This window comes from Candidatus Nitrosarchaeum limnium BG20 (assembly GCF_000241145.1).
Lineage (GTDB): Archaea > Thermoproteota > Nitrososphaeria > Nitrososphaerales > Nitrosopumilaceae > Nitrosarchaeum > Nitrosarchaeum limnae.
The window spans coordinates 1-13,386 of record NZ_AHJG01000045.1 but is presented as its reverse complement, the minus strand read 5'-3'; the positions used below and the strand labels follow the sequence as shown (position 1 = coordinate 13,386).

Below are 13,386 nucleotides of genomic sequence, written 5' to 3'. Positions count from 1 at the left end.
CCCATAAATTTTAAAATAAATCCCTGGTGACGTTTAATCACATAAGCCATCTCTTGAGCAAATGTAGTAAAAACGGTAGCAAGTTTTTCTTTGGGCAAATTCAGGATCATGGGTGTAGATCCAACTAAATCTACAAACAAAACTGCCATATTCATACTCTGTAACACCTTTTTTCTGAGAAATATTTCTGATTCTTCAGTTACCGTGGAATACAAAAATTCATGATTCAATGATTTTAGTACTCTATCATGTACTTCTGTAATTAGTGTTTCAGAATCTACTATTTTTTCTGTACCACGCCCTAGTAACATGTCTACTATGCTTGGAGTTTTTGCTGATAGTAGATTTTCAATACCTTGCTTAGCTATTTTTTTAGAGTCCTTCAATACTTTATTACCGTGTCAATGATTGTTAATTCTTTTCGTTCCTATTTTGGGTTAATCTTTTTTGTAATTTTCAATTAAAACTATTTTTGAATATCATGATTTTTTTATTTTATGAAATAATTTAAAAACTGTTTTTCCCACTTTGATTTGTTTTATGATCTTCAGACTTATCTTTAAGATCTTAAATCCCACAAATATGGGCATGAGTACAAGCATAATTATCTCAAGCCAGTATTTTTTTACAAACATCTTGGTATCGCGTATCTTCAAATATGCTATCACGAGCTCTAATGCCAAAAGTCCTACTATTGTCCAGAATATGATATCAAAAAATATCATTGTTTGATCTGTGATTTCAATTAGTGGTTCAGGAATCCCTAACGAAGAATGTTCAATATTGATCAAACCAAAAATAAACACTATGATTAATGAAAAATTAACAAAGCTTAGAATTTTTTTAAATAAAGGAGAAAATATCATCTTTGAATACTATTCTTCTAAAAGCACCTTTATTTTTTGTAATACTGTCCTCCAGCCCTTGTCTGAGTGTTCTTGTAATGCCTTGTCTGCAAAACCTTTCTGTGATACTGTTAGTTTTGTAGTTTTGTCATCTCCGCTTAATTCAAACGTGACTAGGGAGTAGTTCTCCTTTTTATCCTCCATGCCAGAAAATATACTCCAATATGTATACTGGAATAATTTTTGAATCTCAATTTTTTCAATTATTCCTTTATCTCTGAATTTTTTTCCTTCCCAATTCCCTTCAAATATAATTTCACTCCCAACTTCCCATGTTGAAATCACTTTGGTTCCAAAAAGATATTTTTTGATTACCTTTGGATTTGTTATTGCATCCCAAACTTTTGAAGCGTTAGCACTGATCTTAACAGTTTTTCTAACTGTTAATTCGTTTTTCATACTTGGCTATTTGTAATATTGTATATGAATTGGATGAATCTTAACATCTTACATTCTGGATTTTAATCTTGATATCATGTTACAACCCTTTTATCATTATTTGAAAAATCTAAAAACAATCCTGATGTAATTTGATTTTTGTTATTTTTTAAACAAGATCCAAATCCTGGATCCTACAAAAATTCCAACCGCTAGTATTATTAGTAATGGTACAATTATTTGTCCTTCTTCCATAATCTAATTTGTTAAATTACAGTTTAAATTGTTGATATTATTGATTTTTTTGTCTGTCATTTAGCTTTTTTGTACATGATCTACAATTTCTCTTGCAATTTTATCATGACATCTACACTTGCAAAATCTGTAAAAGTTTCCATCATGCTCTGTCACACATGAATTACAGCCATATACTTCAGCCATTTTACAGAATTCAATCTTGACTAATTTTTATTTTAATTTTTCGCTTTTATCTTAAAAGATGATAATCCTTAAGTTTGATATTTTTTTATCATAATGTACTTGGAAGACACTGAAAAGTATCGTGAAGATATGCTTAGGCAAAAAGAGGAACATGAAAAATGGAAAAAGAAACAAGGCGACTCTGATCTAATATTTAATGAAAAAGATAACAAGGAAAAGACCTAATTCATACCGTGTTTTAATCCCTTCCCAGTGGTTTGTATTTGAATTGATGCCAAAAAGGAATCATTGTTTTCGTTAAAGAGCCATTTTATTTTAATAATTACACTCCTTATGATTAATATGAAATTGAATATGGTATTTGCAATACTTCTACTAATGTCGATATTTGTAATTACTGATGTAAACGCAGAAGACGATTCGAGCATAAAACCTGAAGATCAACCTAACTTTTATCCCAAAATCTCTACTGAAATAATTGATGGTAAAACAGTACAGATCATCGAATTTAATTGTAAACTTGCAAAATAGTTATTCTGAGTATTCTAATTGATTTACAATTGCTTAATTACTGGAAAATAATCTTAATTTTTTATAATGAATAAATGGGCTGACTATTTGATATCCTCTGTTAGTTATACTCCTGAACGTTTGATATCTGGTGCAATTCGTCATGAAGATACTGAGAAAGGAATCACTAATGGAGAACAAGTAGATCGTATTACTCTAACTTCTGACATTAAACATGGATTATCTTACATTACAATTTACAGCGGTAAGGATTCTTGGAAAAAAGGATACAAACTTAAAATTTTTTCAATTGATGGTGAGTATTATTTGAGAATTGATGGAAACAAAGCAAAATTAGATTATCTGGGAGATATTCCTGAAATTCCACTTGACAAATACAACTCTGATAAAGAAACGTCATCTAAACAAATCAAAGCATTAGAATCAAAACCATCTCCTGCAAAACCATCTGAGGTTACAAAACCAAAAGGTGTCCTCCCAAAACAATCATCTGATGAACTACCACAAGAGCTAGACCTAGCACCAGAACCAATCACAGAATCAGATGATGCTACTCCTGAACAATTACAGAGACTAGAACAACTAGAAAAACAAATCAAACAACTATCCCGAAAAGTCAAATCTAAAAAACCTAGTTCTAAAAAATCAAAAAAATCTTAATTTATTTTGATATGATCTTAAATAAAAAAGTCTATTTTGATATCTAATTTCTTCAAATCTTATTATTACATTTAGAACAGTTTTTAGTATCATTATTCTTTAGATGGTTGATGGGTGCTGAGGATGTTTATGAAAAAATTGATGAAGAGTTGGAATTTACAGACGAACAAACAGCAGAACTTTTGAAATTATCTGAAAAAGAACTATTAGTATTGATACTTTCAGAGTTGAAAAAACGAAAAAACTAGTCTCATTTCATATCCATACGCTTATTTTTACAATCAAAATATACTGTGTATGGGTAAATCATTAGGGGATTATAATATAGAACGCTCTTCATCATTTGATATCAACAATATCAAATGGACACAAAAGAATCCTGTTGATGCTGATAAATTAAAAAGTAAAAAATCTACCAAGAACACTTCCCCCTCAAACATAATTTACGCTCAAAATACACAAACAATCTCAGAACCAATAGAAAAAATTTTCAAAATTGAAAACTCTTCTAAAACTGATAAATTAAAAAATAAAAAGAAAAATTCTGATAAAAAATTTCAGACCTCCTCTGCATCAAATTGTAATATTGAACCTGGTTTTACTCGAAAAGCCAGATAACCTTTCAAAAATCTTCTAATAATTTTAAACTCTTATCATGTTTCTTTCTTTTTGGAGTTTCTTTCTAGATTTACTTGCCCTTGGAGTGATTCTAAGTTTACATCCACAGCATGGACATCGAGTATTTTCATGAAAAATAAAAATGCCACAAATTGTACAGCATTTTTGACCATTTTCATATCTGTTAATATTCTTACATGATTTAGCTTTGAATCGGACACAGATTCCTTTACAAGTGTTCATTTTTGATTTACAACTTTTTTAAATAATGAGTTTAATTTCTTATAAAAAACAAATTCCATTGGTTTGCATCCGTATTTTTGATATTTAGATAACGCTTAACAATGTTAACTAAATTATTAATGGGGTCATTTAGAGGTTATATTATATGAAAAAATTTATTCTGCTCTTCCCTATTGTTTTATTCTTAATTGTATCTGCATCAATCTTTCCAAGTAGTTATGCATTTTCACAAACAAACCCTACTGAAAAAAATACACTAAATGTAAAACTAGAGACAGATCCAGAAAACCCTCAACCAGGAGATACAACCAAACTCAAAATCGAATTTATCAATCCACAAACTGGTCAGATACAACAGCATGTTGATTATATTGTCAGTGTTCAAAATAATGCAAATTACCTCTTTGGTCCTATTCCACTGACCCATACTAGTCAGGGTTCAGTATCTATTCCTGCCACACTTGAGAATGGGAAAAACACTATTCTAATTGATATTGAAGGGATATTATTTCAGCCAATATCCAAAGAAATCGCCTCGTTTGAAATAATAATTGGAAGTCAAACTGGTGATGAGCCTAAAAATTTAACATCAGAGCAAAAAATTCCTGATTGGATTAAGACCAATGCTGGATGGTGGGCACAAAACCAAATTGATGATGCTACATTTGTCTCGGGAATTCAATATTTGATCAAACAAGGTATAATCTCAGTTTCTCCCTCTTCTACGACTTCTGAAAATACTTCAAAAGATATTCCAAAATGGATTAAAAATAATGCTGATTGGTGGTCTCAAGGATTAATCTCAAACGATGATTTTCTTAAAGGAATCACTTTTTTGGTAGATAATGGTATAATTACAGTTTAATTTTTAGTATTTTTTTTACGAAACTATGTCTATTTCACTGATTTTTTAATTTAGTCAATATTGTCTTTATATATTTAAAATGAGTAATAGAATTATGAGTTTTAGAATATGTGTTCATTGCGGAAGGGAATATGAGGATGTATTCAATAGACGAATATGTTCTAACAAGTGTTCATTAGAGATTTCATCTTAATTTTTTATTTAATCGCATTTGTAATTCTTTTTTGAAGTGATTTGTTGCCAATTTCTGGAATTATGTTGTCTTCTTTGAGCTTGTTTTTTGGAATTGTCTTTGCAATTGCAACTGAAACTGCATATAGTGTATCTAGAGTTATTTTTTGAATTTTAAGATCAAGAATTGCACGCATTAGATAAGGAAAAACCAGTGCATTGTTAACTTTGTTTTCATAACTAAAGCTTCCAGTTGCAACTATTTTTGCTCCTGCCTTTTTGGCAAGAACTGGATTTATCTCAGGATCTGGATTTGTAAGTGCAAACACAATTGGGTTTTGACTCATTTTTTTTATCATTTCTGATTTTAATAGATTTTTTATTCCTGAAACGCCAATAAAGACATCTGCTCCTGCTATGACATCGTCGATATGTCCTTTTGCTTCTCTGTTTGTAAATTCCGCAATTTCGTCTTTGTATTTGTTCATGCTTTCTTCTCGGCCTTTGTAGATTGCACCTTTTGAATCAAGCACTATGATGTTTTTACACCCTGCAAAATAAAGCAAATTCCCTATCCCATACCCTGCAGATCCAGCACCGACTATGACAATTTTTACTTCAGCCATTTTTTTCTTAACTAGAACAAGTGAGTTTAGAAGAGCAGCCAAAACAACAACAGATGTTCCATGTCTATCATCATGAAAAACTGGAATGTCTAATTCTTCTTCTAGAACCTTCGATATATCAAGTACTTTTGGAGATTCTATGTCTTCAAGATTGATTGCTCCGAAAACTGGTGATATCGCTTTAACTGTCTCTATGATTTTGTCTTTATCTTTTGTATCAAGACAAATAGGAAAAGCACTGATGTTGCCATATTTTCTATACAACACTGATTTTCCCTCCATGACTGGCAATGCTGCATCCGGTCCTATGTCTCCTAATCCCAATATTCTTGTACCATCTGTGATGATTGCAACATTATTTCCTTTAGCAGTTAATTGGTATCTTGTTTTTCTATTTTTGAAAATTTCATTACAAACTGTGGCTACACCTGGAGTGTAAATTAACTGCAAATTTTTCTCTGTGATCTTGTCTATTTTAGAACCTACAAAAATTTTTCCTTGCAGTTTTTTGTGAAATGAAATAGCCTCTTTTGACATTGGTTACTGATTATGATGATTAATGGACATTATTCAAACTTATCTTGATCATATGTGCTCATGATTTTCAATTTTGTTAATTTGATGTACCATTTGATTCCTTATCTCGGAGCAAGTTATAATCAAGCATTATCTTTGGGAGTTTGTCATCTGGATTGACCACTATGTTATTTTTCTCACAATACAGAAAATAATTTGGCCAATTATTTTTGGCTATTCTTTTAAAATCTTCGCCAATCATATGATCATACCAATCAATTACTGTTAAACCATATGCAAAAAATCTATTGAGATAATTGGCTATTCCTATTGGAATTTTTTTCTGAATTGCTAAAAATGCAATCTGATCAATTGTATTTAGATAATCATTTGCATATCTATGACAATCTTCTGTAGTTTTAAGAATTGAATTTTTGTCTAATCTATTTGTAAGATCCTCGTGGAATCCACGCAAGAGCTGAGAATATGTTACCTTTGTATTTTCTCTGACATTTTTCCATGTGATTAGAAGTGTGATTACAAAAATCGTTGCAGTAATCGAACTAATTAATACCGCCAATGTGGGCGTTTCGATTTTTGTCAAAGATTGTAAAAATACACTTTCTAAATTTAGAAACATGTTGTGAGTCCCTTTCTTAGTTAATATAACATGTATGATAATTTTATTGTTTTTTAAATCTAGTTTGAACTTTTAAAATTAATGTTTTATGTATATGATACAAATCTCATGATGTTTTAGACAAAAATTTCACGTATGATTCAGAGTAAAAGTTGAAATGATCCTAATTTTTGTATATGTTTAGTTGCAGCAAATGTTATCCAAATCATGGTTATTTTTAATAATAATTGCAATTAGTGTGTCTTTTCCTTTCTCTTTTGCTCAACATCATGGTGGAACACAAGCTCCTCCAATTAGTTTTGGTGCTGGAGAGGTAACTGTTGGAACATACATAATTCCTGAGGATTTTACTCCTACAAAATATTCTGATGCAAATTTAAAAATTCGATTTTTTGATCCTAAAACAAACATCAATGTTGAAAACGTAAGTTATAGAATCCAAATATTTTATGGTACTCAATTAGTTGCCAACCAAATGTTTTTTGATAATGATGGTGAACTCGAAATCAAAATTCAACCTAAATCTGGATGTCAGCAAGAAGAATTATGGAAATGTACCAAGTATTTTGGCACTGTTGATCCCGTAGTTCCTAACGCGCTTACTTCCAGTTCTTCAAGCATTCCTGTTATCTCTGGACCTGTGTTTGTCAATAGTGGTCAATATACTGTCAAAACTGATATTGTTGGTGCAAAGAACCCTAAAACACAAACAACTCAGGACATTCATTTTGAAACTATAGTAATTATTCCAAATGAACAACAGTTTAAAATTTCATCTTCAGGTGCTCAATATACGATCAATGCGAAAAATTTTCAAGAACCTATCACTGATTTCAAATACGATGATTCTTTAAAATCCACATCTTTTGAAATTCCTTTTAATTGGGATCATCTTGATCATGTGCCTTATGTGAAAAGTAATTTTGAAATTCCAAAATCGTTTACCCCTTTTCAAAATGTAGATAGCTTCTTTGGCACAGTAAATGGCATTATGTTATTTCCAAAAGATTTACACTTTGATAAATACTCCAATAACTCTTATGATGTTTTACATTTGATGATAAACAATGATGAGTTAAAATCATTAAAAAACTCTAACTCAAAATTATCTATTACACTTACTCCTAATCCTCAATCTACTATAGTAACAAAAAATATCTCATTTCAGAATGGCATAAATGCAATTGCATCATATGATTCTCGATATTCTAAAAGTAATGATTTTCTTTTCTCAATAGTTTTTTTTGATGCAAACAATAACCATATCTCTGATATCCGCTATGGTTATGGGCTGAAGGATCCGTCTGGAAAAGAATCTGCCAACATAGGCCCAAACAATTTAGGAATATCTCTTGCTGGTGGTATGGATACAAGAATTTTGGATGCTCCAAGTACAGGTAAGTATTCAATGCAAATTGTTCTTCTTGGAATTGGAAATGATAAATTTGATAGACCGTTTTTTACAAAGTTTGATTTAGAAATATTGAATTCAGAAATACCTACAACTACGTTGAGTCCTGAAATTCCATCTTGGATTAAAAACAACGCTGGTTGGTGGGCAGAAGGCAAAATTGATGATAATTCATTCATTCAAGGAATTCAATTTTAATCAAAGAAAAATAATGAATGTCCCATCTACAACTCATTCTGCATCAGGCTCAAATGAAATCCCATCTTGGATTAAAAACAACGCTGGTTGGTGGGCAGAAGGCAAAATTGATGATAATTCATTCATTCAAGGAATTCAATTCTTGGTAAAAGAAGGTTTAATCAATCCATAACCCTGACTTTCAAGTTTTTAAAATTGACCTTTTTTATTTTTAAAATTTAGATTTTGTATTTTTATTGATTTACTTGTTGTCCTTTTGTTCTTTGAATTATTTCTGATCTTAATGTTGCAAAATCAGATGTAACCTTTGTATTTGATTTGATTTCAACTATCTCTGCTAATATTTTCTCCAGCAATTCAATTATTCTTTCTTGTCTTTCTTTATCTTCTGGCATGCAGTTTCATTACTCTTAACTGCGTATTATATGTATTATTTTGGAAAAAAGTAACTCTTGTTTGATTTATGCTTTTTTTGTTTTATCCTCGACTAGCTTGAATCGTGATAGCACCTTATACATGATAAATACAATCAAAGCAATTATTAGAAAATCAATAATGTTTGCAATAAAATCACCATATTTGAATTCAGAAATCGCTCCCGTTGCACTGTTCACGATACTGCTTTGTAGCCCTTTGAGATCTCCTGATGGCAAAGCTAACCCTACAATAGGATTGATAATGTCATTTACAAATGCTGTAACCAGCTTTGATGCAGCAGCTCCTATAACAAACGCAATTGCCAACCCAATAATTCCAAATGTTTTAAGAAATCCCATGAATTCTTGCACAAACCCCTGTTTTGCAGGAGGGTCATCAACCATAACCTTCTCGCATATCCTTTTTCTAAAAAATAACTGATCAACAAAATTTATTCTTCTCCGTAAAATGTTTATCATGGTACTATTAACCGATCAATGAAAAATTAAAAATATTATTTTGCAAACTTTTAAAAATAATTCGTTTGATATTTGAGTAGTTTTATGATTTTGTCTCGTCTTTCTTTGATTTTACCTTGTTACAAATAGAACAATCTTGAATCATTGTTTTTATTTTTTCTTTAATTCCCATGATTTAACTTGAATTTTTTTCTAAATATATTGTACGTCTATTTCACACATTTGACTAAAAATACCCGTTTGATAGAATTCCAAAGTAAACTTTGAAATATCACACCGAGTTTGTCATATTGTGACTGTTGCCTATGTTATGATTAACTGTGAATTGGGAGCTGAAGAGAATATCATGGAACAATTAAGACAAATTGAACAGGTTGTTGACGTTTTTGGTACTATTGGAACTCATGATATGATGGTTAAACTAGAGGCTGAGAACTTTGAAAAAATTAGAGAACTAGTATCTAGAAATATACAAAAAATCGAAAAAATTAGAACTATTTCTACCCTTATAAAAAAGGATAATTGAAAATTGAAATGATGATTTAAATGCCAAACGAAAAAAACGAAATTGAAAAATTAATTGACACTATGATATTTAGTGGTGATGAACTTGTTCAAAAACTTAAAACTGTTCTACCTGAATCTTTCTCAGAATCAGTGGTAATGTTCCATGAGTCAAATGTAGCCAATCTCAAAAAAATCAAAGAACTACTAAATAAATAAGCACAAATCCCTGATGATTTGTACTATATGCTTTTTAATCATATAATGTAAAAATTGATGTGATTCGCTCACGTACTATTTCTATAACCGTTAATCGTAAAACTGGTGATACCTTTGATGCTATACTGAATTCACCTCCAAAAATGATTCCTGATGCAAAGTTGACCTCGGAAGGTTGGTGGTCTTTTTCAACAGCAAGAGGTAAAGCCATGTTGAAATTCAAAGAAAACAAATCTTTAGGGATTCTGGATCATATGTACATTGATCAGGATTCAAAATGGGATGTTCCTATGAGAGTAATTTCCAATGGAGATGAATCTGAAGTAATAATCACTTTGATAAAACCCGATGAACTAACAGATGAACAATTCAATGAAAGAATGATTGAAGTAGAGCAAGTATTTGCTAATCTTAAAAAAATAATTGAACTTCCTTAAGTAATGATCATGAAATTTGTTTTATTTCTTGACTCTTACATGTGATTTTGATTACTACCTTTACTTTTAGGCATGAATGAAAGTAGTGTTTGGTTTAAGCTTAAATATAATTTTTGTAAGATAAATCAGAAAATGCCCTATGAAGAAGTATATTTCCAAAGATTAAAAGAAGACAATCCAGAAGATTTTGAGAAATTACAATCAATTGAAAACAACTAAAATACATCTAGTCTTTTTTTATGTTTTTATCATTACCTGGACCAACCATATCTTCTGGCCTAACTTCATTATCCCATTTACCTCTGGCCCCTTTGATCAAAGATACTATCCCAACTGCAATTAATACAATAACAAATGTAAAAAATAAAATTTGTTCAATCATTAATGTAGAGCAATTAACTGCAACAGGGTCTCTATCTTCATAATACTGATAACATTCTCTGAACTCTTCAGATTGTATGCTGGCAATCTGATACTGATGACCAAATACTCCTAAAATTAAAAATCCTGCAAAAACAAGAGCTACACCTATTATGATATAGCGTATATCACTCATAATTCATTTTTGTAATTATACTATTTACACTTTGATTTTATTGCTCTCTAGTGCTATTTCTCAATAATATTTTTTAGATTTCCTAATGATGTCTCATAAAATCTTCCCATAAATTCGACAAAATCGGTAAATTGTTTTTTTGACATCTTTTTACTATTGAGATAAGATTGCCATGTTAATTGAGTTGTTTTTTTATTTTTAGCCTTGATGGATATTGTTGCTACATATGCTCTTAATGGCAACCCTTCAGTTGCAATGTATGTGAAATACTCTTCATTCTTCCATGCAACAATATGTTCTTCAATTGTATTTCCATCATCAAATGTAATTTTACGAATTGCCCCAACATTTTTTTTCTTTTTGGAAAGATATGTTGTTTTTTTAACATCTACTACCCATAATGGTAATCCTGCAATATTGCTAATTTTTTGCCATACTTTTTGTTTTGATGCGTTAATTGAAATTGTTTTTTTAACTGAACCTGTATGAAATGTTTTACTTATTTTTTTAACCATCTATATGATATTCCAGAATGGTTTTAAATTTCCTTTGTCTAACACATTTAATCCCCAAAAACTAACTATAACCATGGTTTTTGGATGGGGTAAGAAGAAAGAAGATTCTAAAACCTCAGATGTTTCATCTACTAAACAGATTCAATTATCTGAAGTGTCTGGAATTGTTCGAAAAATATTGGAATTACGAACATCTCAGATATTGTCAGATATTAAATCAGTACGAGATACCACCCAACCGTTAATCAAAGATCTTACCGTGATCGGTAGTGCATTAGAAAAGGATAATCTCCAAGTTGATGATATCGATAAACATCTTCGAATAATTGTAGTGAGAGGTAAACAGCAGGTTATTGACATGATCAAAAAAGATGCGATATCATTGCCTGATGTTAAATCATATACTGATGCTGAAAACATTAATGTAATTTTAAATCAGATGTTGAAAAAAATTGGAGATGTTTTAGGACGCCAAACAAGAGTAATCCATATTTTTGCAAAAAAATATGCTGAAAAATTAAAAGAAATTCTTCTACAAATGCAATCAAACCACTCTAAAATCCAGCAAATGCTTACAAATTTTGATGAAACACAAACAACCTCTACTGAAATTTTAGATTCGTTAAAAGAAATTAAGGATATAGAAGAGGAAGTATCTAAAAAGGAACAAAGAATTTCTGAACTTCAAACCCATATTGACTCTCTTGACAAAAAAATCATCTCCTCTGAAGATTCTATAAAAAAAATAAAGGGTTCTGAAGAATATGTTAAACTTTTAGAGTTGACAAAAATTTTAGATGCATTAACTGAAAGTAAAAATCAAATAAAAGATCAGATCACATCACAATTTACAAAGATTTCAAGACCTCTAAGTAGATATGAACATATTTCAGCAATGGAAAAAGAACAAAAAAATTTACTATCTGGATTAATAGAAGATCCTTTTGAAGTTTTAATGCCGAAGAATAAAGATTCTATAATTCTAATTTTGGAAAATGTACGAAAAGCAATATCCTCTGACTCTATATCTGTTAAAGACGTTGATAAATCGTTTTCACAATTAACTGAGATAGAAGAAGCATTGGATGGATTAATCCATCAAGTTAATGATTATGCCGATAAACAAGAAAAAATTCAAAATCAGATAAAATCACTAGAGCCGCATGAATTACAGGATCTTACAAAAAATCTAAAAAATCTGATGACTGACAAGGAGGATTCAGAGTTAAAAATTAAAACATTTCAATCTGAAATCAATGAGATTCACTCTAATTCTACTAAATTGATTGTTGATATTGAAACAAAACTGAGAAAATTCTCAAACACCATCTATTCAATATCCTATTGATACTAAAATTAATTAGCTCTTGATTGGTACTTTATAGAGTGTTATTTAAAAAGAAAAAATTTGAAAGACAACTTTCGTTACAAAAAAAAGTGCTAGACAGCATTCTGTCTTATTGTCAGATAAAACATCCTGAGGAATGTGTTCTTATCTTAAAGGGTAAATCCAAACATGGAAATATTCTTGTGGATGGTTTGGTGATCCCTCCCTTTGATTATGTCGGTCATACTTTTGCAGGATTTCCTTCCTCGTTTTTGCCATTTGATATGAGCTATGTTGGTATAGTTCACTCCCATCCGACAGGCCCTGCTGAACCTTCTTTAACTGATTTACAAAATTTCTTTGGTTTAGTATCAGTTACTGTAAAATCTCCATATAATGATGAAGATATCTTTGCATGGGATAGTTCTGGAAACTCGATAAAACTTGTAATAATCTAATTTAACTTTAAAATTCATTAATGAAAAAATGAAAAATACTGACAAAACTTTATAAGTATTTTGAGTCTACTTTTGTTGAATTGTTTAATTATAAGACTTACTTGATTTTCCTTTTTGCCTCATTAGGCATTAGTATAGGACTACAAATGATTTTGCCATTTCCATATGGATTAGGTGCAGCATTGGCTATTTTTATTGCGTTTCCTATGTTGTTAAGAAAACGATACATGAGTCGTATGAAAGGATATGGTGATTCTGGTTCTGGTGGTGG

The 13,386-nt window shown here is 30.4% G+C and carries 20 protein-coding genes and 2 pseudogenes; 12 read left to right on the top strand and 10 right to left on the bottom strand.

From position 1 onward, the window contains the following. The 3 genes and pseudogenes from BG20_RS01700 to BG20_RS01690 form a co-directional block, all read right to left on the bottom strand. Positions 1 to 386 (bottom strand): annotated as a pseudogene (locus BG20_RS01700) (adenylate/guanylate cyclase domain-containing protein); the annotation flags it as partial. A gap of 93 nt (positions 387 to 479) precedes the next feature. Next, the gene (locus tag BG20_RS01695; protein WP_010190037.1) at positions 480 to 866 is read right to left on the bottom strand and encodes a hypothetical protein; all 387 of its coding nucleotides are present in this window, start codon (positions 864 to 866) and stop codon (positions 480 to 482) included. A gap of 9 nt (positions 867 to 875) precedes the next feature. Further along, on the bottom strand, positions 876 to 1,304 hold the full coding sequence (locus tag BG20_RS01690; protein ID WP_010190036.1) for an SRPBCC family protein: 429 nt from the start codon (positions 1,302 to 1,304) through the stop codon (positions 876 to 878). A gap of 519 nt (positions 1,305 to 1,823) precedes the next feature. On the opposite strand from BG20_RS01690, the gene BG20_RS13740 reads away from it, so the two are divergent. The 5 genes from BG20_RS13740 to BG20_RS01680 all read left to right on the top strand — a co-directional run bounded on the left by BG20_RS13740 (position 1,824) and on the right by BG20_RS01680 (position 3,533). Continuing rightward, the gene (locus BG20_RS13740; protein WP_256359081.1) at positions 1,824 to 1,949 is read left to right on the top strand and encodes a hypothetical protein; all 126 of its coding nucleotides are present in this window, start codon (positions 1,824 to 1,826) and stop codon (positions 1,947 to 1,949) included. A 129-nt stretch (positions 1,950 to 2,078) separates the two neighbouring features. Further along, positions 2,079 to 2,255, top strand: coding sequence for a hypothetical protein (locus BG20_RS12300; RefSeq protein ID WP_157999261.1), 177 nt, complete (start codon positions 2,079 to 2,081; stop codon positions 2,253 to 2,255). Positions 2,256 to 2,321: 66 nt separating this feature from the next. After that, positions 2,322 to 2,915 carry a hypothetical protein gene (locus BG20_RS01685; RefSeq protein ID WP_010190035.1) on the top strand — a complete coding sequence of 198 codons (594 nt, stop codon included), beginning with the start codon at positions 2,322 to 2,324 and terminating at the stop codon, positions 2,913 to 2,915. Positions 2,916 to 3,025: 110 nt separating this feature from the next. Continuing rightward, entirely contained in the window at positions 3,026 to 3,163 is a 138-nt protein-coding gene (locus tag BG20_RS12295) for a hypothetical protein (protein ID WP_157999260.1), read from the top strand. 49 nt (positions 3,164 to 3,212) lie between these two features. Then, positions 3,213 to 3,533: a hypothetical protein gene (locus BG20_RS01680; RefSeq protein WP_010190034.1), complete on the top strand. Its 321-nt coding sequence runs from the start codon at positions 3,213 to 3,215 to the stop codon at positions 3,531 to 3,533. Positions 3,534 to 3,557: 24 nt separating this feature from the next. Here BG20_RS01680 and BG20_RS01675 read toward each other — a convergent pair whose 3' ends face one another. Continuing rightward, positions 3,558 to 3,776 carry a hypothetical protein gene (locus tag BG20_RS01675; protein WP_081477517.1) on the bottom strand — a complete coding sequence of 73 codons (219 nt, stop codon included), beginning with the start codon at positions 3,774 to 3,776 and terminating at the stop codon, positions 3,558 to 3,560. Between the two features lie 145 nt (positions 3,777 to 3,921). Here BG20_RS01675 and BG20_RS01670 point away from each other — a divergent pair, with 145 nt between their 5' ends. Then, entirely contained in the window at positions 3,922 to 4,641 is a 720-nt protein-coding gene (locus BG20_RS01670) for a hypothetical protein (RefSeq protein WP_010190032.1), read from the top strand. Positions 4,642 to 4,838: 197 nt separating this feature from the next. Here BG20_RS01670 and BG20_RS01665 read toward each other — a convergent pair whose 3' ends face one another. Together BG20_RS01665 and BG20_RS01660 are read right to left on the bottom strand one after the other, a co-directional pair. Next, entirely contained in the window at positions 4,839 to 5,975 is a 1,137-nt protein-coding gene (locus tag BG20_RS01665; RefSeq protein ID WP_010190031.1) for an NAD(P)-dependent malic enzyme, read from the bottom strand. A gap of 76 nt (positions 5,976 to 6,051) precedes the next feature. Next, entirely contained in the window at positions 6,052 to 6,558 is a 507-nt protein-coding gene (locus BG20_RS01660) for a hypothetical protein (RefSeq protein WP_238527443.1), read from the bottom strand. A 229-nt stretch (positions 6,559 to 6,787) separates the two neighbouring features. On the opposite strand from BG20_RS01660, the pseudogene BG20_RS01655 reads away from it, so the two are divergent. Further along, positions 6,788 to 8,375, top strand: a pseudogene (locus tag BG20_RS01655) (peptidase). Positions 8,376 to 8,436: 61 nt separating this feature from the next. Here the strand turns inward: BG20_RS01655 and BG20_RS12290 are convergent. After that, the gene (locus BG20_RS12290; RefSeq protein WP_157999259.1) at positions 8,437 to 8,598 is read right to left on the bottom strand and encodes a hypothetical protein; all 162 of its coding nucleotides are present in this window, start codon (positions 8,596 to 8,598) and stop codon (positions 8,437 to 8,439) included. A gap of 66 nt (positions 8,599 to 8,664) precedes the next feature. Beyond that, complete coding sequence (locus BG20_RS01650; protein ID WP_010190029.1) at positions 8,665 to 9,024, bottom strand: large conductance mechanosensitive channel protein MscL; 360 nt, start codon at positions 9,022 to 9,024, stop codon at positions 8,665 to 8,667. 367 nt (positions 9,025 to 9,391) lie between these two features. Here BG20_RS01650 and BG20_RS01645 point away from each other — a divergent pair, with 367 nt between their 5' ends. The 3 genes from BG20_RS01645 to BG20_RS01640 are packed head-to-tail and all read left to right on the top strand — an operon-like array spanning position 9,392 to position 10,259. Next, entirely contained in the window at positions 9,392 to 9,625 is a 234-nt protein-coding gene (locus BG20_RS01645; protein WP_048096976.1) for an Lrp/AsnC ligand binding domain-containing protein, read from the top strand. A gap of 20 nt (positions 9,626 to 9,645) precedes the next feature. After that, positions 9,646 to 9,822 (top strand): hypothetical protein, encoded by a 177-nt coding sequence (locus tag BG20_RS12590; protein WP_007401440.1) that lies wholly within the window; start codon positions 9,646 to 9,648, stop codon positions 9,820 to 9,822. Between the two features lie 59 nt (positions 9,823 to 9,881). Beyond that, entirely contained in the window at positions 9,882 to 10,259 is a 378-nt protein-coding gene (locus tag BG20_RS01640; RefSeq protein ID WP_193352998.1) for a hypothetical protein, read from the top strand. Between the two features lie 226 nt (positions 10,260 to 10,485). Here BG20_RS01640 and BG20_RS01635 read toward each other — a convergent pair whose 3' ends face one another. Together BG20_RS01635 and BG20_RS01630 are read right to left on the bottom strand one after the other, a co-directional pair. Further along, positions 10,486 to 10,815, bottom strand: coding sequence for a hypothetical protein (locus BG20_RS01635; RefSeq protein WP_010190026.1), 330 nt, complete (start codon positions 10,813 to 10,815; stop codon positions 10,486 to 10,488). A gap of 53 nt (positions 10,816 to 10,868) precedes the next feature. After that, a complete protein-coding gene (locus BG20_RS01630) occupies positions 10,869 to 11,330 on the bottom strand; it encodes an SRPBCC family protein (protein ID WP_010190025.1) in 462 nt (153 codons plus the stop codon). Between the two features lie 73 nt (positions 11,331 to 11,403). On the opposite strand from BG20_RS01630, the gene BG20_RS01625 reads away from it, so the two are divergent. After that, positions 11,404 to 12,678 carry a coiled-coil domain-containing protein gene (locus BG20_RS01625; protein ID WP_048096974.1) on the top strand — a complete coding sequence of 425 codons (1,275 nt, stop codon included), beginning with the start codon at positions 11,404 to 11,406 and terminating at the stop codon, positions 12,676 to 12,678. Between the two features lie 38 nt (positions 12,679 to 12,716). Beyond that, a complete protein-coding gene (locus BG20_RS01620) occupies positions 12,717 to 13,115 on the top strand; it encodes a Mov34/MPN/PAD-1 family protein (protein ID WP_010190023.1) in 399 nt (132 codons plus the stop codon). Positions 13,116 to 13,386 lie beyond the last annotated feature (271 nt).

Bases quoted from the DNA above. Each gene is read 5' to 3' on its own strand.
- BG20_RS12290 (WP_157999259.1), bottom strand. From the start codon at position 8,598: ATGCCAGAAGATAAAGAAAGACAAGAAAGAATAATTGAATTGCTGGAG.
- BG20_RS01635 (WP_010190026.1), bottom strand. From the start codon at position 10,815: ATGAGTGATATACGCTATATCATAATAGGTGTAGCTCTTGTTTTTGCA.
- BG20_RS01680 (WP_010190034.1), top strand. From the start codon at position 3,213: ATGGGTAAATCATTAGGGGATTATAATATAGAACGCTCTTCATCATTT.
- BG20_RS01670 (WP_010190032.1), top strand. From the start codon at position 3,922: ATGAAAAAATTTATTCTGCTCTTCCCTATTGTTTTATTCTTAATTGTA.
- BG20_RS01625 (WP_048096974.1), top strand. From the start codon at position 11,404: ATGGTTTTTGGATGGGGTAAGAAGAAAGAAGATTCTAAAACCTCAGAT.
- BG20_RS01665 (WP_010190031.1), bottom strand. From the start codon at position 5,975: ATGTCAAAAGAGGCTATTTCATTTCACAAAAAACTGCAAGGAAAAATT.
- BG20_RS12300 (WP_157999261.1), top strand. From the start codon at position 2,079: ATGGTATTTGCAATACTTCTACTAATGTCGATATTTGTAATTACTGAT.
- BG20_RS01695 (WP_010190037.1), bottom strand. From the start codon at position 866: ATGATATTTTCTCCTTTATTTAAAAAAATTCTAAGCTTTGTTAATTTT.
- BG20_RS01650 (WP_010190029.1), bottom strand. From the start codon at position 9,024: ATGGTTGATGACCCTCCTGCAAAACAGGGGTTTGTGCAAGAATTCATG.
- BG20_RS12590 (WP_007401440.1), top strand. From the start codon at position 9,646: ATGCCAAACGAAAAAAACGAAATTGAAAAATTAATTGACACTATGATA.
- BG20_RS01675 (WP_081477517.1), bottom strand. From the start codon at position 3,776: ATGAACACTTGTAAAGGAATCTGTGTCCGATTCAAAGCTAAATCATGT.
- BG20_RS01630 (WP_010190025.1), bottom strand. From the start codon at position 11,330: ATGGTTAAAAAAATAAGTAAAACATTTCATACAGGTTCAGTTAAAAAA.
- BG20_RS12295 (WP_157999260.1), top strand. From the start codon at position 3,026: ATGGGTGCTGAGGATGTTTATGAAAAAATTGATGAAGAGTTGGAATTT.
- BG20_RS01685 (WP_010190035.1), top strand. From the start codon at position 2,322: ATGAATAAATGGGCTGACTATTTGATATCCTCTGTTAGTTATACTCCT.
- BG20_RS01690 (WP_010190036.1), bottom strand. From the start codon at position 1,304: ATGAAAAACGAATTAACAGTTAGAAAAACTGTTAAGATCAGTGCTAAC.